Source organism: Pseudomonas sp. G11, assembly GCF_029457515.1.
In the GTDB taxonomy this organism is placed as follows: Bacteria; Pseudomonadota; Gammaproteobacteria; order Pseudomonadales; family Pseudomonadaceae; genus Aquipseudomonas; species Aquipseudomonas gorinensis.
On sequence record NZ_CP120377.1, the window covers coordinates 5439380 to 5458425 of the forward strand.

At 56.5% G+C, this 19046-nt stretch carries 22 protein-coding genes; 20 read left to right on the forward strand and 2 right to left on the reverse strand.

All coding sequences use genetic code 11. From position 1 onward, the window contains the following. Positions 1 to 99: 99 nt before the first annotated feature. The 4 genes from P2T68_RS24830 to P2T68_RS24845 all read left to right on the forward strand — a co-directional run bounded on the left by P2T68_RS24830 (position 100) and on the right by P2T68_RS24845 (position 4027). Positions 100 to 855, forward strand: coding sequence for a PFL_4669 family integrating conjugative element protein (locus P2T68_RS24830; RefSeq protein ID WP_126587193.1), 756 nt, complete (start codon positions 100 to 102; stop codon positions 853 to 855). Next, entirely contained in the window at positions 852 to 1370 is a 519-nt protein-coding gene (locus P2T68_RS24835) for a DUF3158 family protein (RefSeq protein WP_126587192.1), read from the forward strand. The genes P2T68_RS24830 and P2T68_RS24835 overlap by 4 nt, the downstream gene beginning before the upstream one ends. Continuing rightward, positions 1367 to 1837, forward strand: a complete 471-nt coding sequence (locus P2T68_RS24840) for a single-stranded DNA-binding protein (RefSeq protein ID WP_126587191.1) — start codon at positions 1367 to 1369, stop codon at positions 1835 to 1837. Before P2T68_RS24835 ends, P2T68_RS24840 begins: the two co-directional genes overlap by 4 nt. A 222-nt stretch (positions 1838 to 2059) precedes the next feature. Continuing rightward, positions 2060 to 4027 carry a DNA topoisomerase III gene (locus tag P2T68_RS24845; protein ID WP_126587190.1) on the forward strand — a complete coding sequence of 656 codons (1968 nt, stop codon included), beginning with the start codon at positions 2060 to 2062 and terminating at the stop codon, positions 4025 to 4027. A gap of 36 nt (positions 4028 to 4063) precedes the next feature. Here the strand turns inward: P2T68_RS24845 and P2T68_RS24850 are convergent, their stop codons facing one another. Beyond that, on the reverse strand, positions 4064 to 4321 hold the full coding sequence (locus tag P2T68_RS24850) for a hypothetical protein (protein WP_126587189.1): 258 nt from the start codon (positions 4319 to 4321) through the stop codon (positions 4064 to 4066). Between the two features lie 209 nt (positions 4322 to 4530). Between P2T68_RS24850 and P2T68_RS24855 the strand changes: the two genes are divergently transcribed. The 13 genes from P2T68_RS24855 to P2T68_RS24915 all read left to right on the forward strand — a co-directional run bounded on the left by P2T68_RS24855 (position 4531) and on the right by P2T68_RS24915 (position 15243). Then, positions 4531 to 4872, forward strand: a complete 342-nt coding sequence (locus P2T68_RS24855) for a helix-turn-helix transcriptional regulator (protein WP_027912505.1) — start codon at positions 4531 to 4533, stop codon at positions 4870 to 4872. 867 nt (positions 4873 to 5739) lie between these two features. Next, complete coding sequence (locus tag P2T68_RS24860) at positions 5740 to 6321, forward strand: STY4534 family ICE replication protein (protein WP_014338759.1); 582 nt, start codon at positions 5740 to 5742, stop codon at positions 6319 to 6321. A 69-nt stretch (positions 6322 to 6390) separates the two neighbouring features. Next, positions 6391 to 6648 (forward strand): hypothetical protein, encoded by a 258-nt coding sequence (locus P2T68_RS24865; RefSeq protein ID WP_041475988.1) that lies wholly within the window; start codon positions 6391 to 6393, stop codon positions 6646 to 6648. 100 nt (positions 6649 to 6748) lie between these two features. Further along, positions 6749 to 7243 (forward strand): DNA repair protein RadC, encoded by a 495-nt coding sequence (gene radC / locus P2T68_RS24870; RefSeq protein WP_014338758.1) that lies wholly within the window; start codon positions 6749 to 6751, stop codon positions 7241 to 7243. A gap of 53 nt (positions 7244 to 7296) precedes the next feature. Then, on the forward strand, positions 7297 to 8043 hold the full coding sequence (locus P2T68_RS24875; protein WP_102617439.1) for an ABC transporter substrate-binding protein: 747 nt from the start codon (positions 7297 to 7299) through the stop codon (positions 8041 to 8043). 106 nt (positions 8044 to 8149) lie between these two features. Continuing rightward, positions 8150 to 8692: a PilL N-terminal domain-containing protein gene (locus P2T68_RS24880; protein ID WP_014338756.1), complete on the forward strand. Its 543-nt coding sequence runs from the start codon at positions 8150 to 8152 to the stop codon at positions 8690 to 8692. Beyond that, the gene (locus P2T68_RS24885; protein ID WP_014338755.1) at positions 8689 to 9360 is read left to right on the forward strand and encodes a chemotaxis protein; all 672 of its coding nucleotides are present in this window, start codon (positions 8689 to 8691) and stop codon (positions 9358 to 9360) included. The genes P2T68_RS24880 and P2T68_RS24885 overlap by 4 nt, the downstream gene beginning before the upstream one ends. A 9-nt stretch (positions 9361 to 9369) precedes the next feature. Beyond that, complete coding sequence (locus tag P2T68_RS24890; RefSeq protein WP_014338754.1) at positions 9370 to 10089, forward strand: TIGR03759 family integrating conjugative element protein; 720 nt, start codon at positions 9370 to 9372, stop codon at positions 10087 to 10089. Further along, the gene (locus P2T68_RS24895; protein WP_041475987.1) at positions 10071 to 10619 is read left to right on the forward strand and encodes a hypothetical protein; all 549 of its coding nucleotides are present in this window, start codon (positions 10071 to 10073) and stop codon (positions 10617 to 10619) included. Before P2T68_RS24890 ends, P2T68_RS24895 begins: the two co-directional genes overlap by 19 nt. Then, entirely contained in the window at positions 10616 to 11131 is a 516-nt protein-coding gene (locus P2T68_RS24900) for an integrating conjugative element protein (protein ID WP_041475986.1), read from the forward strand. The genes P2T68_RS24895 and P2T68_RS24900 overlap by 4 nt, the downstream gene beginning before the upstream one ends. A gap of 9 nt (positions 11132 to 11140) precedes the next feature. Then, positions 11141 to 13246, forward strand: coding sequence for a type IV conjugative transfer system coupling protein TraD (gene traD, locus P2T68_RS24905; RefSeq protein WP_014338751.1), 2106 nt, complete (start codon positions 11141 to 11143; stop codon positions 13244 to 13246). An 86-nt stretch (positions 13247 to 13332) separates the two neighbouring features. Then, positions 13333 to 14052: a TIGR03747 family integrating conjugative element membrane protein gene (locus P2T68_RS24910; protein WP_277378431.1), complete on the forward strand. Its 720-nt coding sequence runs from the start codon at positions 13333 to 13335 to the stop codon at positions 14050 to 14052. 40 nt (positions 14053 to 14092) lie between these two features. Continuing rightward, positions 14093 to 15243 (forward strand): IS3 family transposase gene (locus P2T68_RS24915; RefSeq protein WP_277378190.1). Its coding sequence is split into 2 segments (ribosomal slippage): positions 14093 to 14327 and positions 14327 to 15243, totalling 1152 coding nucleotides; the frame shifts between segments, so codons are not numbered across the junction. A 129-nt stretch (positions 15244 to 15372) separates the two neighbouring features. On the opposite strand, the gene P2T68_RS24920 is transcribed toward P2T68_RS24915, so the two are convergent. Next, entirely contained in the window at positions 15373 to 17691 is a 2319-nt protein-coding gene (locus P2T68_RS24920) for a hypothetical protein (protein WP_277378432.1), read from the reverse strand. Positions 17692 to 18082: 391 nt separating this feature from the next. Here P2T68_RS24920 and P2T68_RS24925 point away from each other — a divergent pair, with 391 nt between their 5' ends. The 3 genes from P2T68_RS24925 to P2T68_RS24935 are packed head-to-tail and all read left to right on the forward strand — an operon-like array spanning position 18083 to position 19040. Next, positions 18083 to 18415: an RAQPRD family integrative conjugative element protein gene (locus P2T68_RS24925; protein ID WP_014338745.1), complete on the forward strand. Its 333-nt coding sequence runs from the start codon at positions 18083 to 18085 to the stop codon at positions 18413 to 18415. Beyond that, positions 18412 to 18651 carry a TIGR03758 family integrating conjugative element protein gene (locus P2T68_RS24930; protein WP_014338744.1) on the forward strand — a complete coding sequence of 80 codons (240 nt, stop codon included), beginning with the start codon at positions 18412 to 18414 and terminating at the stop codon, positions 18649 to 18651. Before P2T68_RS24925 ends, P2T68_RS24930 begins: the two co-directional genes overlap by 4 nt. A gap of 17 nt (positions 18652 to 18668) precedes the next feature. Then, complete coding sequence (locus tag P2T68_RS24935) at positions 18669 to 19040, forward strand: TIGR03745 family integrating conjugative element membrane protein (RefSeq protein WP_014338743.1); 372 nt, start codon at positions 18669 to 18671, stop codon at positions 19038 to 19040. Positions 19041 to 19046: the final 6 nt, after the last annotated feature.

The window sequence follows — 19046 nt, forward strand, 5'->3', positions numbered from 1 at the left end:
GTCTCGAACCAAATCGAACAGACCGAATACAGCTTTTCGGATGTACTTGACCTTCTTCTGTCGCAACGTTCCCGTCCAAGCCTATGCGAGGACGACACCGTGGCCGATCACTATCAGCTCAACCTGGGCTCATTGCGCAGCAGCATCACCCTGACACTGCATACCCACCACGCCGCCCGAATCTGGCAAGGCCGAACCGCACGCGAAGGCGTCCACTCGATCATGGGTATGGCGGGCTACATCAGCGTCACCAACCTGATCAAACAAGCCGCAGCGCAGGACGATCCTTATGCCGACTGGGCGATCGTGCAGCTCGAAGAAAAATTGATGCAGGCCAAGGCTGGGATGCTGGAACTGACCCAGCAGTTGGACCGGATCAGACAGGACCTGCCGACACAGATCGACATGAGCGACAATATCAACATCCATCCCGTTACTTTGCCGTTGTACATCGGCAGCCAGCTGGGCTTCCTCGCCGTCTACCTGCTGACTGACTACGACACCTTGGTGCGTCATACCCTGTTGGCCCATCACACCGCCTTGATCGGTCGCCGAGACATGGAAGCCTGGATCGACGACGGCGCCCATCTGCTGCGCAGCCTATTCGGTCAGGCGCAGCGCTATCGGCATGCTGGCGTCACCCGTGACGACATGGCGGCAAATAACGCTCGTGCTCTGGCGGCCATGGAGAAGTTTGGGCTCCCCCCTACGGACATCCTTGAGGGGCATCGCCGCTCCCAGTTCGCGCCCCCGATCATTCGTCGTGGTGCTGTGGCGGTGGATGACGCTGAAGCGTTGGAGGAGAACGCGATAGAGCCATCTGCGACAGTCGATGAGCCGGAGGACGAAGTATGAACCCCGTGATCCCGACTCAACCAATGCCCCTCGAAACACTCACACCGGATGCCTATCGACAGCTCGAACACGCTGCCTCCCTAAAAGGCCTTTTAAAACCATTTAAGGGTAAGGGGGAGCTAGAACACCTGGCGCAGGTGGCGAGGGGAATCGAGGCGCAGTTACGTCGCCTGATGGAGGCTGTGGCGCAGCACGCCGAACAACCTCCTTACTCACTGTTGGATATTCGATTGGTGCTGCAGAACACCAGTGCGCGCAGCACCTTTTTGCGATGGCGCACCCGCGACTTCGCCCGTATGGGCGTTGCGGTCTGGGAACGCCAGGTCTCCAACAAGGCTTTGCCGCAAGCCGTACGCGAGGGACTGCACCGTTTCGAATGCGAGCGTATCGCACTGAACTTGCAGATGAGCGTGGTGCATTCGCTCTACCGTCAGGCTTCAACCTGCGCGATCAAAATGGCCAGCGCCGAACGGCTGCTGCGCCAGTTCACACCAGCAGCGGAGATATCACAATGAGTACCTTTTTCGTCGGCGAAGGCAACATCGGTAGTGCGCCAGAGTTCCAGGAGTTCCCGTCAGGCAATGACGAGCCACGGCGCTTGCTGCGCCTGAATGTGTATTTTGACAACCCCGTGCCACGCGACGGCAGCTATGAAGATCGAGGCGGCTATTGGGCGCCGGTTGAGCTCTGGCACCGCGACGCTGAACACTGGAGCACGCTGTATCAGAAAGGTATGCGTGTAATGGTCGAAGGCCGCACCGTGCGCGATGAGTGGGAGGACAGCGAAGACAATGCGCGGGTGACCTTCAAGATCGAGGCCCGTCGAGTCGGGATCCTGCCTCACCGCGTGCAGAACGTGCTCATGCGGGAGCGCACAAGTGAATCAGCATCGTTTGCGGCTCCCGTCGGGCAGGCTACAGACCAGGCCAGCTCGCCTGCGTCGAAGTCCAAAAAGCGCAGAGGGCAGCCACCATCGGCATGACTGACATGAGGCATAAAAATTGCGCGTTTGCGCGAAGTTCCTGGCCTGTCATTACTCGCTGCTCGTGAAGCACTGTCGTCCACATGACTGCAACCTAGCAGCCTCTCCCCCATTCAAGACTGCCCTCACCGACTAATGTGAGAGACCTGCCATTCAGGTTTCTCATAGCTCGCCACTGCTGTTTCCAACAACGCTGCTCCGAACTCAACCCGGAGCAGTTCTATGCGTCTTTTTCTCTGCGAGAAACCCTCCCAAGGTCGTGACATCGCCAAGGTTCTCGGAGCCAGCCGACGTGGCGATGGTTGCTTGATTGGTCCCGAGACAACTGTCACCTGGTGTATCGGTCACCTGCTGGAAACGGCCCAACCTGAAGCCTATGGCGATCAGTACAAAACCTGGTCGTTGGATCATCTACCGATCATTCCCGCGCAGTGGAGAGTTGAGGTCAAACCCAAGACTGGCGCGCAGTTCAAAATCATCAAACAGCTGCTCAGCGAAGCTACCACCGTCGTCATCGCCACCGACGCCGATCGCGAAGGTGAAATGATTGCCCGCGAGTTACTGGAGCTCTGCAACTATCGTGGTTCTGTTGAGCGCCTCTGGTTATCGGCACTCAACGAGGCGTCGATTCGCAAAGCGCTGTCCTCGCTGAAGTCTAGTCAGGAGACCTTCCCGCTCTATCACTCAGCCCTCGCCCGCAGCCGCGCCGATTGGCTGATTGGTATGAACCTCAGTCGTTTATTTACCCTCCTAGGACGGCGGGCGGGCTATGACGGCGTGCTGTCGGTTGGACGCGTCCAAACACCCACTTTGCGCTTGGTGGTTGAACGAGACCGCGCGATTGCCAGCTTCGTCTCTGTGCCGTACTGGGTGGTGGATGTGCACCTGTCTTCAATGGGGCAACCCTTCATCGCGTCGTGGATACCGCCAAGCTCAGGACGTGACGAAGCCGGTCGCTGCCTGCAGCAGGCGCTCGCCAGTCAAGCCGTCCAAGCGCTTTCTGGCAGCAAGACCGCCACCGTAGTCTCGCTGCAGACTGAGCATTTGCGCGAAGCGCCACCCCTGCCCTTCGACCTGAGCACACTGCAAGAAGTCTGTTCACGCAAGTTGGGACTCGGCGCTCAGGAAACACTGAACATCGCCCAAGCCTTGTATGAAACCCACAAAGCCACCAGCTATCCGCGCAGCGATTGCCGTTATTTGCCAGAGAGCATGTTCAACGAGGTCGCCGCAGTATTCGATGCCCTACTCAGAATGGATCCTGCGTTACGCCCAGCGCTCGCAAGCGTCGATCGATCATTGCGCTCACGAGCATGGAACGATGGCAAGGTCACTGCGCACCACGCCATTATCCCCAACACCGAGCCGGCGAATCTCACGCGGATGTCCGAACAAGAGCGCCAAGTCTACGAGCTAATTCGTAGCCACTACCTCGCGCAATTTCTGCCGCATCACGAGTTTGATCGAACCGAGGTCGAACTGGAGTGCGGCGCCGAGCGTTTGACTGCTGTTGGCAAACGGATCCTCGTCCAAGGCTGGAAAGGCTTGCTCTCCGACAGCGCCGAAGACGATGAACCCAATCAAAAGTCCCAGGCGTTGCCCGCTCTACAACAGGGTGTGAAGTGCGCAGTGGACGACGTCGACCTCAAGTCCATGCGCACCGCTGCTCCCAAACCGCTCACCGAGGGTGATCTGATCAGGGCGATGAAAAATGTGGCCAAGCTGGTCAACGACCCGCGTCTGAAACAGAAACTTCGGGACACCACCGGTATCGGCACCGAAGCCACGCGAGCCGGCATCATCAAGGGGTTGATTGATCGCGGCTATTTGCTGAAGAAAAAACGAGCTTTGATGGCCTCCGCAGCGGCCCATACCCTGATCGAAGCGGTACCCGCAGCAGTCGCGGATCCGGGTATGACAGCGATCTGGGAGCAGGCTCTGGATGAAATCGAAGCGGGACGTCTGACCTTGGATGCATTCGTTGCCAAGCAGGCGCACTGGATTACGCAGCTGATCGCAAACTGCGGAGCGCTTAACTTGTCGGTACCGGCCGAAGCCGGGCCGATTTGCCCCATTTGCAACGCCTCAATGCTCAGGCGGAAGGGAAAATCAGGACCGTTCTGGTCATGTTCCCACTACCCGGACTGCAAAGGCACTGTGCCGATCAGCAAAGGTATACGTCGTCCATGAGGCACCATTGGCGTTCACATGACCTCGGGGGTGTTGTCAGTGCATCATCAACGGCGCCTGATCCTTCTCCAAGTCGTCTAGCGGTTGTCCGATTTCACGGGCCAAGGCGATGCCTGTCGCGATCCATATCTGCCCCAGTTCGTTGAACGCTTTCAGGTGAGCAGGATCTTCGTTTAGCCAATGAACGAGGCTCTCGAGATGTTCAGGGCTATCAGGGCAGTCATGGATCTTGATGAACAGCTCCAGTGTTCGATCCCAGATCAGGTCCATGACGTTCTCGCGCGGCTCATCCATGCTCAACCTTACCTCCCTTTGGCCCTATCAGACCGCTCAGTCTCGCTGGTCACTTCGGCCTCTGATTCCTGGAGGAATAGATGTCACGTCGCGACAAACAGCTATTTCAGTCAATATAACAACCTTCTAAGTCGATACTCAACCGTTAAGGATGTTCATGTCAATGGGTCTTTGCTCAACCATTCGGGTTGAATTGGAGAGCTCATCACTTGGCACATAAACATCCAACCCAAGCCCAAATTGGGCGCATGATCGCGAAGCACCGCACTCAGCGTAATCTGACCCAGGAAGAGGTGGCTGAACGCCTGGGGATCGGCAGCGAAGCCATTTCGCGCCTTGAGCGGGGTGTGGTGGAGCTTTCCGTGGTCAAGCTGATGCAACTGGCGGACATCTTCGACTGCCGGATGGATGAACTGCTGACGGAGTCGAGCAGTCGCCCCAACGACCAGGGCCAGATGATCGCGGGCCTGCTGAGCGGCCTTCAAGAAAGCGACCGTGCCTTTATCCTGACGACCGTCGAACAGCTGGCCGCTCATCTCAGTAGCAAATAACCTCTTCGCCCACTGGCTTGACGTCGCCACACCCATTCTGCTGTAGTGCCTCAGGATCATCGCTACGGCGACCCAAGACCGATTCGCTCCGGGCAGCTCGGTTGGACTCCCTGAGTTCGGAGCCTTCTCTTCTGCGGAATTTCATTCCCGCTTTGTGCTCGACCGGATCAATGTGGCGGATGACCACTGTTGCCTCTGCCAGGCATCAGCGGTCATCCGCTACGGCGATCACATTCAATCCCGGAGCCCGCCGGGGAAACACTGGGCACCCTTTGTGCGCGGATGCGTGCCAGCGTATTCCGACCCAGGCCACGATAAGGGTCGGTTGGCGAATCATGGCGCAGTTAATAAAGTTTTGCGAGGAGCTTGTCGACTGCGTCAGACCGCCTAAGGTGGCTTTTTTTATTCCTCGCCTGGCACCCCGCCAGGCCTACTCTTCACTTTCTTCCGTCCAGTGATTGCCACTGAATTCCGGCCATAAAAAACGGGTTGCGGCGCCTTGACGCGCCCCTGTGACAGGCTTATATAAAGGGTGTGGTTCGCTGTCGTTGACAGCCCAGCCCAGGTAGCTTGAACCTTCAAGGCTACGCCACGCTTGTGGTGGTTTACCCAAGTGCGATCAGCATTCGGAGGCTCGCACGATTACCGCTTCAGCGGTGATGAATGCCCACTACCCTAGGTCCGCAGATATGCTGCGGATTTCTCCTCTGCTGCCCCCCTATTCTCCAGGCGCATCGATCTGATGGTCATCGGCTTGCCGGTGACGAGTCGTTCATCGTTCGCCTTCACCTAACCCACCCTGACGGGGACTCACTTCCCCGTCAGGGGCTGTGCGTCGCCGTTTTCCCTTGAAACAGGAGAACCACCATGGCCCACGCCAACCAATCCCAAGAAGCAACTACTTACTTCAATCTGCACACCGTCGGTATCGGCTACCTCAACCGTGTCCGTGAAGTACAAGTCCGCCGCGGCCAGCCGTTCATGGCCTGCGATATCGCCGCTCTGCATGGTGCCACTGATGCAGTGGAATACACCCGTTTCGACTGCAAAGTCGCAGGAGGCGAAGCTGAACGTTTGATTCGCCTCTATATGGACGCCGTCAAAGCCGAGAAAAAGGTCTTGCTGTCGTTCCGTATCGGCGACCTGTGGATTGACCCATTTCTCTATGAGAAAGGCGATAAACAAGGCCAACCGGGCGCCAGCCTGAAAGGTCGTCTGCTGTACATCGACTGGATCAAGGTCAACGGCACGTTCGAGTACAAAGCGCCTGCCAGGCAGGAAGCAACAGCACCTGCTGAGCAAACGCCAAACAGTGAGCCATCCCCAACGTCGGCTGATGCCGATGCCGAGGATACCGACACCCCAGCGAAGTCCAGGGCTGAACCTGAATCTGCACCCACTCCCCGCACGGCCCGCCGTGTCGCTACACGTACTGTTCAGTCCGCCTGAACAATTCACGATGTTTACATCAAGGCGCTCAATCGAGCGCCTTTCTTCAATCTGCACAGGAGAACCCATATGGAATCCTTCTGGCTTTGCGACGATTGCCTGTTCGCTGCGGCTTACGAGGACTACAGCACGTTATCGCTCTACTACACGACAGATGAGATCGCAAAACGCATTGCTGACCTCCATCTTGGGCTGGTTCGGCTAATGCCCATCAGTGCCGACTTCGACCCCGAAACTGGCCAGGGTATAAGAACTGCCTCTCCATTGCCCTGCGACGGTTGTGATTCACACCTGCACGGACAACGCCACCGATTCACTCGGCTGTAAACAGCGCGTCATCGGGCAATGCCCGTCACTCTATATCCACCTCGGGGACAACACTCCCCTCAGGTGTGTACCCCCGGATTGTTCCCTTCGGAGGTACGCCATGAGCACCCCACTCACCCTGATTGAAACCTCGGATGTCGAGGCTGATCGTATCGCCCAGGAAAACCAGCTAATCGACGAAGCGCTGCACATTCTGGATCGTCGGCTGTTCACCCGCGGCCCCAACCTGACGTCACCTGACGCCGTGGCCTCATATCTGAAACTTCATCTTGCGCAACAAGAGCATGAAGTTTTTGGTGTGATTTTTCTCGATGCCCGCCATCGCGTTCTGGCATTCGAGATCCTCTTTCACGGCAGCATCGATGGCGCCAGTGTTTATCCCCGCCAAGTTGTCAAGCGCTCCCTCGCACATAACGCAGCAGCGGCCATTGTCTGCCACAACCACCCCTCCGGTTGCACGGAACCCAGCCTGGCGGATCGCGCCTTGACCGCACGGTTGAAAGCGGCGTTGGATTTGATCGAAGTGCGCGTACTGGATCACTTCATCGTGGGTGAAGGTCGCCCACTTTCTCTTGCCGAATACGGCTGGCTTTAACCCTTACAGGCGCCTTCGGGCGCCTTGTTCATTTTCATCCTGGAGAAATACTCATGAACTCCACTACCCAAGCCCCAGCCATGCTGGGGGCCTCAAACCCATTCGTTCGCGGCTATGACAATCTATTTATTGAACGGCTGCTGCAAATCACCTACGCGAACGACTGCCCTCCCTGCTTTCGCTCCATACACGACTCACAAGCTCATCTACCCAACGATGCGCTGGAACTGTTCGCCTGCCTGTTCAACGACGACTTCGCTCTGATCAGCGAGGGTCAGGCCATTCCGGATGAATTGGATGAACACTTCCAGTCCACCGGGCTGGTGCGGGAAGTGATCTATGCCGTGACTGGCGAGATGCTCAACGAACGACATCATGTCGGTGACCTTTACTCCCAGGAAGAAGCCCAAGCCATGGTCCACCGTTTGAGCTTCGACACAGGACACTACAGTCGAGCCTGGGAGATCAGTACCGCACACCTCACTGAAGAGGCGTTGCGCTACTTGGAACGCCGGGCTAGCAATTTCAACTCCGGACCAACCGGTCTGCTGTTTGAACCCTTCGCCCTGCCAGACGGCAATGGCCTCGGGTGTAAGCTGGTCGGCACGCCCTGGACCGACGAAAATCTGATGAAGATTGAGGGCAGTCCTTACACATCGCTGAGGCAGGAGCAGCTCGACGCTGGCACACCGGAAGCCCTGGTCAACGTACTGTATCTGGCGGCATTGGCGGATGTGAGGTTGTTGATTTTCGACCCCGACGCTGCCGTCTTGGATGGGCTCGCCATTTATGACGAATAGCAACGCGTTCAACTTAAACACGACCCGTCTTGAATCAACTTACTCACTGAATCGCTCCTTCACCTCATGTCAGGTTCTGCACTGAATCTGACATGAGGTTTTTTCCATGGAGCGTTTTTTCACGCCTGTCTGCCTGCTGGGTTTATTGAGCGCCTGCACGGCGCAGATCCCCACCCATTTGCCGACTAGTCCAGAGAATGCCGGTGGTTCCAATCGGGCCCAGCTTTCGAGGAGTACAGCCGAAGAGAGTCATCCGACAGAGCTCCGCTATGGCCGCTATACGCTGGTCAGCACCGAGCCCACCCCGGAACAACGTGATCTTCTCGCTCAAATTGTTGACGTGAGCATTCCGTCCAACCTGAATCCTTCGGTACAGGAAGCGATGCACTACGTGCTGCAGCGCTCAGGTTATTCGCTCTGCCCTGCTGCCGAACCAGTAAAAATACTGTTTACCCGGCCTCTGCCTGCCGCCCATTACCGGCTCGGCCCGATCTCATTACGCAACGCGCTACAAGTACTGGCTGGCCCCGCCTGGCAACTCACGATCGATGAGGTTAGCCGTTCGGTCTGCTTCGAACGGCAAAAAAATGATGCTGCCGTCGTGCGGCTCGCACCCAGCGCGGCCCATCAGCCGGAGGCACGCCCATGAAAGCCACGACGTTTCAAACCCTCATTGTCGGCTCACTTTGCCTGGCGGTCTCCGGGCTGAGTGGTGGTTTGTATAACCAGTATCAACGCGTGACCGAGCTGGAAAATGCGAACGCCCAACGCCTACAGACCCTGGATACCCTGCAACGTGACTCAAGCACCCTCATGGATGCACAGGAGAAGCTGCAGTACGCACTGAAAGACCTGAAGCAGATGGTCGATTCCGGTGAGCAACAGGCCAATACCCTCGATCCGATGTTGGATCAATGGGCGCAGGAGATACAGGAACTGCGCGATGGTCTGGCAGCCCGTGCTACCGAAGCCGACATGATCGCGCTACGCGCACGACTTGAGCACGTCGAGCAGCAACTCCTGGACCTCAAAAGTCAGCCACCACTCCCACCACCGACGCCTTCCTCGGCCAAGCCGAAAAAAACCGCTCAGCCCAAGCCTGCCCCGCTCCTGCCGCCATTTTCAGTGTTGAGCGTTGAGTACCGCGGTGGCGAGCGCTTTCTGGCGGTCGCACCTCCTACCAGTCGCTCGCTCAATGATATCCAGTTGCTGCACAACGGCGAGCAGTTCGGCACATGGCAACTGAAGGTGCTGGAGCCGAACGCGGCTATCTTCGCGGTGACCGCTCACCCAGACCAGACCGTGCACCTCCCTTGAGAAGCGATCATGAACAGAGCTCCGCTGAGCCCCATCGTCTGTTTCATTTCATTGCTGAGCACGGGCGCTGCGCTGGGCAACCCCGTCACGACACCGTCACGGACCCAGGACACGCAGTCTACTCCGCTGGAGCGTTCGCACTCTGAACAGGCGGCAAGCTGGGGTCTGACGGAGCAGGAGTGGACACGCTTCGAACAGATCCAAGCCGGCCCGCGTGGTTACTGGAGCCCGAATCTCGATCCGCTGACTGCACTCGGCGTCGAAGCAGAGAACGACCAAGAGCGTCAGCGCTATGCCGAATTGCAGGTAGCGCTGGAAGCCAAACGTGCCGAGCGCGAGTTGGCTTACCAAAACGCCTACACCGCAGCTTGGGCCAAGCTGTTTCCTGGACTGTTGCCGATTCAGGGTATGGCCTCCCCGCCCGCTGCTAGCTCACCGGTAGAGCCGCGCCGTGCTCTGTTTGTCGAAGACCATTGCCCAGCGTGCACCGCTGAAGCGCAGCGTCTGCAAAGTAGTGATACAGCGTTCGATATCTACTTGGTGGGCAGCCAAGGTGAGGACGAACATGTCCGTGGCTGGGCGCGGCAAGCAGGCATTGATGCGAGCAAGGTCCAACACCGGAAAATCACGCTGAACCATGATCGCGGGCGCTGGTTCAGCCTGGGAGCCCCGAGACCGCTACCCGTCACATTTCAGCAGGTGAACGGACAATGGCAACGTCTCGATTGATTGCTATTGCGCTCCTGCTGACGGTGCACGCCGTCCGGGCAGACGAACTTCCGCCTCCGGCTTATCAACTGGCAGCGCATGACGCCAACGTCCCTTCCACGGTGTTGTTCGCGACTGCCCTGCAGGAGAGTGGTATGCGCGTCCGTGATCAACTGCTGCCCTGGCCCTGGACCTTGAACGTCGCCGGAATACCTTACCGTTTCGCCAATCGTCAGACCGCCTGTCACGCCTTGCTTCAGGCGCTTGCTCGGTATGACGCCAAGCGGATCGATGCCGGGCTTGGGCAAATCAACCTGGGTTATCACGGACAGCATTTTTCCAGTCCCTGCGAAGCCCTTGAACCCTACCGCAATCTGGCCGTAACTGCCGCGCTGCTGCAAGAGCATCACGCCGTCACCGGTGATTGGGTGTCCGCTGCCGGACGCTATCACCGCCCGGCAGGGGGAACGCCGGCCGCGCGTTACCGCGCCGGCTTTTCTCAACAACTCGAACGACTGCAGGTTTCCTTTAAACAGGGCACACCACCATGAAGCGAATTCCCAGTGCGTATTACTTCGCCGTGCTCTTGGCTGCGCTCGCCCAGCCAGGACTGTCGTTTGCAGAAGTTCAGCCTGGCGGTTTCACCCGCCCCCAGTTTGAAGCTTCCAGGCCGCCAATAAACAACAAGACCCAGCCTGCTCGGGCCATACATGCAGACCTCTCTGCATTTGCCGATGAAACCTGGATACTGCCCGTGCGCAGCTCTCACTTGAGCCCAGGCCAAATCACAATTCGCACCCTGGACATGCCGGGCTTGCAGCCATTTTTCCTTGTCGGGGAGGATCCCCAATCGTTGGCTTGGCTGCATCAGCGTGCGACTGAACTGCAAGAAATGGGGGCGGTCGGCCTCGCCGTCGAAGTGACCGATACTCAAGCCCTGGCCCGAATTCGAGCAGCCGCGCCGGGCATCACCATCCTGCCGGTCAACGGCAACGACATCGCCTCTCGCCTGAAAATTGAGCACTACCCTGTCTTAATCACAGCCACCTCACTGGAACAGTGAGTCTGGGTCATGGCCGAGCATGCGATGGAGTCCAAACTCCGGCCCGCAGTCGAGCTGTATACCGTGGCGATCTGCGTCGCCGCGGCGGTGTTATGCGTGTATTCGCCCTGGGCCGTGGCCCTATCACCCGAGATCGGTCTGATTGCGGCTCTGGCCTATGCCCTGTTCGGTTTGATCCGCCTCCGACAAGCCTGGGTGGTGTTGCGCTATCGGCGCAATATCCGCCGGCTGCCTCGCTACGAGCTGACCAGCCGGCAGATTCCGGTGAGCCGCAAACGTCTGTTCATGGGCCGAGGCTTTCGCTGGACCCGCCTGCACGCCCAGCGCTTAGTCGAGGCCCAGGATCCGGCCGTCGCTCACTACGTCGACCAACCGACCCGTTACCGCCTGGCACGTGGACTCGAACGTCGCCTAGAACATGCACCATTTCCGCTCTCGACATTGGCCCGTGTCACCGCCTGGGACAGCGCCTTTAATCCGTTGCGCCCTTTGCCTCCGGTAGGAGGCTCGCCACTGCTGCATGGGGTTGAGCCAGATGAAACAGAGGTCAGCCTGCCGCTTGGCGAACGGGTGGGTCACACGCTGGTGCTTGGTACTACCCGTGTCGGCAAAACCCGGCTCGCGGAGGTGTACATCACCCAGGACATTCATCGTATCGAACACGAGGTCGTCATTGTCTTCGATCCGAAGGGCGATGCAGACCTGCTCAAACGCATGTACGTCGAAGCCAAACGCGCCGGTCGGGAGAAGGAGTTTTATGTCTTCCATCTGGGCTGGCCGGAGATCTCCGCCCGCTACAACGCCGTGGGACGTTTCGGGCGCATCTCGGAAGTGGCGTCGCGCATCGCCGGGCAGCTCAGTGGTGAAGGCAACTCGGCGGCATTTCGCGAGTTCGCCTGGCGTTTCGTCAACATCATCGCCCGCGCCCTGATCGAGTTGGGCCGACGTCCAGACTACCTGCAAATCCAACGGCATGTGGTCAACATCGACGCATTGTTCATTGAGTATGCCCAGCAATTTTTCGCCAGAACCGATCCGAAAGCGTGGGAAGTGATCGTCCAGCTTGAAGGCAAGCTCACCGAAAAAAACATTCCCCGGCATATGGTGGGACGCGAAAAACGCGTGGTGGCCATCGAGCAGTATCTGGCGGTGAAGCGGGTATTTGATCCCGTAATGGACGGGCTGCGTTCGGCGGTGCGCTACGACCGTACTTACTTCGACAAAATCGTTGCCTCGCTACTGCCGCTGCTGGAGAAACTCACCACCGGCAAGACCGCCCAGTTACTGGCCCCCGACTACACCGATTTAGATGACCCGCGGCCGATCTTCGACTGGATGCAGATCATCCGAAAACACGGCATCGTTTACGTCGGCCTGGATGCACTGACCGATGCAGAGGTGGCTGCCGCCGTCGGCAATTCCATGTTCGCCGACTTGGTCTCGGTCGCGGGCCACATCTACAAACATGGCATTGACCACGGCCTGCCTGCATCGAGCAGCAGCAGTGACAAGCTGGCGATCAACCTGCATGCCGATGAGTTCAACGAGTTGATGGGCGATGAGTTCATTCCGCTAATCAACAAGGGCGGTGGCGCCGGCATCCAGGTGACGGCTTACACCCAGACACTCAGTGATATCGAAGCACGCATCGGCAACCGCGCCAAAGCTGGCCAGGTGATTGGTAACTTCAACACCCTGCAAATCCTCCGGGTGCGCGAAACTGCTACGGCTGAACTACTAACCCAGCAGTTGCCCAAGGTTAACGTGCTGACCAAGACCCTGGTGTCGGGTGCGACCGACACCTCCGATCCGGAGGCCAACACGGACTTCACTTCGTCCTCGCAGGATCGCGTCAGCACCACCAGCGTGCCGCTGATTGAGCCAGCGCATATCGTCAGTTTGCCCAAGGGGCAAATGTTTTCCTTTCAGGCCGGTGGCCAGCTCTGGAAAGTCCGCATGCCTTTGCCTAAGCCCTCCAACTACGATGCAATGCCCCAGGACCTGCAGGAGCTTACCCAGAGGATGCGGGCCACTTACAACGAACAGGTGGGCCAATGGTGGAGTGCGAGCGGCGGCCGCCCGACAACCAACTTCGATCTGGATCAGGTTGGGTAGCCCGCCCCGCGACAGGTTTTGATTCAGCAAACACGTATTCGGCAGGTGCCGTGGCAGCAACTTAACGGTGCGCAATGGAGTAAAGGATGGCGACTTCGGTACAGAACACGCCGCCACAACCGATCCAGCGCCCGGGATTGATCGTCTCGGTTATTGGCTTGGTCTTACGCATTATCGGTTTGCTGATCGCCTCGTTGCTGTTCTCAATCCTCATCGAGTTCGCCGGTCTACTGCTGTTCTGGAGCGACCAAGGTTGGCGACACAGCCAAGCGATGTTGAATAGCGAATTGGGATGGCTCAGCGAGCACTTCAAAGCTTCACTCATGCTCCAACAACCCGGACTGATGATTGTCCAGTGGCTGGATTTCCTCGATCAGTGGCTGTTGGTCAAGACTGGCTTTTCGGATTACGCCCGGCAAGCACGGGTGTCGAGCCAGGGCAACGGTTTATGGAGTTGGGCCAATCAGTTCTACGTGAGCATCGAAGATTTCGTGATTGCTGCAGTGTATGTGACCTTCACATTTGTGGTGCGCCTGACCATTCTGGTTCTGGCGACACCCTTGTTTCTGTTGGCCATGTTCACTGGTTTTGTAGATGGTTTGATGCGCCGTGACCTGCGCAAATTTGGCGCGGGGCGTGAAAGCAGTTTTGTCTATCACCGCGCCAAGCGCGCAGTGATACCACTGCTGATCGTGCCCTGGATCATTTACCTGTCACTGCCCTTTTCAATCAATCCCATGATCGTTTTTCTGCCTTGCGCTGTGATGCTTGCGGTGACGATAACTGAATCGCCCCGGGTTTCGTAGACACCTCCATGCCTTAAACTGAGGCCAATCAGGAGGTGCCATGAGCAACCCACGTTATCCCGAAGAGTTCAAAATCCAAGCGGTCAATCAAGTGACCGAAAAGAAGCTGCCTGTCGCTGATGTGGCGGCGCGTCTTGGCGTGTCGACGCATAGCCTCTATGCCTGGATAAAGCGCTACAGCAAACCTCAGGCAGAACGGCAGCAAGACGACGATCAGCACGCTGAACTGCGTCGTCTGCGAGCCGAACTCAAGCGCGTCACCGAAGAGCGAGACATCTTAAAAAAGGCCGCCGCGTACTTTGCCAAGGAGTGCGGTTGAAGTACGCCTTTATCAAGCAGCGAGCGGGCGATTATTCCATTCGACGGCTTTGCCTGACGCTGAAAGTCCATCCCAGCGGTTATTACGCCTGGCTGTCTGAGCCGCAATCTGTACGCGCCAAAGACGACCAGCGACTGCTGGGTTTGATCAAGCATTCCTGGCTGGAGAGCGGCGGCGTTTATGGCTATCGCAAAGTCCATGACGATCTGCGCGAAGTCGGTGAGGATTGTGGTCGGCATCGTGTGGCGAGGCTGATGCGTCTTGAAGGTCTGCGCTCTCAGACAGGGTATCGACGCCGTCCTGGCAAATACGGCGGTAAGCCAGCGGTCGCCTCACCCAATTTACTGAAGCGCCAGTTCGATGTCGTAGAACCCAACAAAGTTTGGGTCACCGACATCACTTACATTCGTACGTATGAAGGCTGGCTGTATTTGGCAGTGGTGCTGGATCTGTTTTCTCGTCAGGTCGTTGGCTGGTCAATGAAGTCGCAGATGACCAGTGATTTGGCCATTGATGCGTTATTGATGGCGGTCTGGAGGCGTAAACCGAAGCAGGAGGTGATGGTTCACTCCGACCAGGGCAGCCAGTACAGCAGCGCCGATTGGCGCAGTTTTTTGAAGGCGAACAATTTGGTTGCCAGCATGAGCCGCCGAGGCAATTGTCATGACAACGCCGTGGCTGAGAGCTTTTTCCAGCTTCTAAAGCGGGAACGGATCAAGCGGAAAATCTATTCCACGCGCGAAGATGCTCGTAGTGATGTGTTTGATTACATCGAGATGTTCTACAACGCAAAACGCCGCCATGGTTTCAACAATCACCTGTCACCGGTAGAGTTTGAAAAGCGTTATGCAATGAGCTTGCAAGGTGTCTAGAGAATCCGGGGCGATTCAAACTATAACAACAGCAACATTCAAAAAGTACATCTGAGATTTAATCTACGAGCTTCTAATGACGAGCGCACTGTTGGGGAGCACAGCCTGATTCTCTGCCAGCGCGACGACTTACTTCTGGAGTAAGTCCTCGATTTTATTTTTCCACATAGTCCAGCTGCTGACTTCGGTCGCCAACTCTTGCAATTGACTCACCGAGATACCACGTTTAGACGCTTCGCGAACCTGCTCTCTTATAATATTCGGGTTGTGGTAATTACAACGATTCCTAATTGTGCCAATCAGATAGGCAACCTCGTTTGCCCCCGTATCGACGCGCTGTGCCAGAATTTTTGCGAGGGCCGTCAGTGCCAGATCTGGCTTACTTTCATGAGCAAATGCTTCGGCCATAACATCAATCACCTTTGAGTACCCGTGACGTTTGGCCAAGCTAAGTATTTGGCTTTCTCCTTTAAGAGCCAGCTTCGCGCTACGGAGGCATCCATTCCAAGACTCGATAACTAAGTGATTCCCGGCCGCCGGAGGCATTGAACTATCAATATCTTTGTAACGTTGGCCAAGCCAGATCTGAAGAGTGAGGATCTGAGCCGGACTGAGCGAGACAAGTGATTGGTCAATGGCCTCCATGGCAGAGTAAAGACTAGCCGGCAACGGTGACGGGATCGGACGTACAACCTGCTCGCCATCGAAATCCAGATGGAGTTGCGTTGCAGCAAGTCGCTGCAATTTTGCTCTAACTTCGGGACGAATTTTTTGTATTCGCTCTACCTCGAGAAGCTTAGAGTCGATCTCAACCGCCTTCTCGAACGCTGCCAGCAGGGCGTAGCTATCTGTGTTGGTACCGACCCAACCATAAGCGAATACCACATCTCTACTTGGCTCAAGATTTAGACGCTCCAGCGATGCAAGCGCCCCCTGATAGTCACCTAGATTGGCCTGTCGGAAAATATACTCAATACCGTATCGAGTCGGAGCAAGCTCGGTGAGCTCAGCTAACCAACCAAGGTAGGTATTGCTGCTGTCCCCATCACAATTGATCTTCGCAATATTTCTTTTAGCAAAAGCGAACAGCATCGATAACACTCGGAGTCGATTCGTTGCTGCAACTTTTCTGAGCTGCGCTTTAGCACCAAAAAATAAGGGGCCGAATTTCAAATCAACGTCATCCCACTCAGACAAGATCTCCAGAGCCGCGACGTCCTCTCCGTCCTCGAACTGATACTCTTCCAGATAGTCGATCATCAAGGCCCCAAGAGTCTTCAGGTCCTTAGTAGAAAACTCGCTGAGCAACTCAGCAACCTCGTAGGACGGAGCGTCAGTCCAAAGCTGTCGGACACAATTAGTAAACGCCTCTCCAAAGGCATACTGAGCGTCATTTAGCAGCAGAAGGCGAAAACGGTTTGAGGACTCGGTGTTAGGCAGGCGACGAAACAATTCTAGCTCAAATCCGTCCACTGGCTGGAGTATCGACGGCCAAGAATCATATGGACCCTCAGAAAGAAAGCGTGTGTAACCTTCAACCATACATGGTGATTGGTAACAGATTAGGGTATCGACATTCGTACGCTCCAAGACGACCGCAGCACGCTCGAATTGTCCGTTCGAGGCACAGGAAAAAAGTTCTATAAGAGGATCGGATAAAAAATCATGGGCATGCTCATTAGGAATGTTGTCGAGCAAATCCACCTGGTTGCTCATAATCGCGGCGCTCACCAGCGCCCTGTACATTTGCGGGCCCAATTTGCTGTAGCGAGCGACAAAGACTCTCGCGGCCCGTTGTGCAGTTTCTTTTTTGTTGACGAAGTTGGCTGCACGGCAAACGGTGGCCATATTAGGGGCCGTGTCAAAATCGACTGCCTCCAAAAGGGTCAAAACAGTATCGCGATTTCGATCGGCTAGGGCATCCAACAACTCTGAATGCCACTTACCATGTATGGTCAGCGTGGGGTAAACAACTCTCTGCAGGTCAACGAAAGCCTGATGTCCACGGCGGCTGTGCATGCTGGCCCCATACCAAGACATCAATACTAGGCGGCCTGCGTATGGATTAGAGTCCACATGGTCCTTGATCCATCTGGTCAGACGAATTAATTCCTTCGGTTTTTCATACTCATCGGGCTCGAGGTCAGAATCCCACAGCTGATGGATTCGGTGTATGGCCTCTACCTGGAGCTCCAGCCCCATCTGAGAGCTAGAACTCAAGTCATCACCTATCAGATCACCGTCATTACTACCAGCGCTGCCAATGCAGAGCTTGGCGAAGTAGATTTTCTCGCGCAAAAAGCGACCCGGCGATTCAATCTGCCGATAGAGGTCCAGCGCTTCCTGATACTGATCGGCTAGCAAGCACCCGTCGCCCTGCCCCTCGATCATGGCTACATTCGGTTCTGGTTTCTCTTTGAAGCGAAATAACTGATCCAGGTTAAGCATGAATGTCCCTTTATGAATTCGGGAAAGGCCGTATCAGGGAGTCAATAATGTCACAGCCAGTGTGTGTCTCTGGCATACATTTTTGACAGAACTCAATCCGTAGCGAGGTTAACCCAGGCTGTGAAGAGTATCCGCTCCCACCCATAGTGAACGTATGGTTGGACTTCGCCACCTAATGAGTACCTAGCTACCTCCGATAATGAACGCTGGCCATTTACGCTAGTCTCCGAAGCAGGCAAGGATGACTATTCACTAGCGTCAAAGGAAGGCCAGTTGTCCGTAGTCTCAGCAGCGCTCCGCCAGAAAAAACGATTCATTACACCTCATATTTCCTACTGAATAACTCGACCGCTGACTTGATTCTGTCCTCAGATCCATACGAGCCAGCATCATGCCAACTACCGTCTTTCGCTATTTACTGCTCTCGCTGGCTATCGTTGGTGGCAGCAGCTATGCCGCATCTGGTCATGAGCAGGATCAGCTCAGGCTAGTCCAGCAGCAACTCGACATCATCGAACGTCTTGCGACACGAGCTGAGGCAGCCAATCCGTCGGAATCAATCGAGCGTTATCGCTTCGACTATCCCCGCCTAATCCAAGACATCCAACGCATGCGCCAAGGCGTGCAGAGCTATCTATCCCCATCCCGCGCTCAACCACGCGATCCCACTGAATTGGTCGGCGATTATCGTCTCGACACTCCGCCAGCGGAGCCTTTGCCATGAGCATGACTGACGCTCAGACCACGGCCTTCCAAAATGCCTCAGGCTTTTCGGCACAGAGCAGTTCGACGCTCTGGCTGTCCTTGGTTCTCGTCCTGGCTTTGCTGTGGTGTGCCTGGGTGATGTGGACGGCTTACCGGGGTTGGGCCGCCGGCAGTGTGCGCTTTGGAGCCTTTGGCGGCAGCGCCGTGCGCGTCTTGCTCGCCCTGCTCGTACTGATGTTCTTCACCCTGTCCTAATCCAGGAGATCGTCGCCATGCTCAAGTGCATTCCCCCCCTAAAAAACAATCTCCGTGATGGTGCAAGCCAGCGCTTGATCGGTCTGCTGCTAGTACTTGGTCCAAGCCTGGCTTTTGCCGAACTCCCGACCATGGAGGCTCCGTCACGTGGCGAAGGTTCCGGGTTGATCGAGACGATCAAAAACTACGCCTACGACGGCGGCATTCTCCTCGGCCTGCTGATCGCCCTGCTCGCTTTTCTCGGCGTAGCTTGGCACTCGCTGACCGTCTATGCCGACGTTCAGAACCAGCGCAAGACCTGGAAGGACTTGGGTGCGGTGGTCGGCATTGGAGCGCTGCTGGTGGTGATCATCATCTGGTTCCTGACCAAGGCAGCCGCGATTCTATGAGGTCGA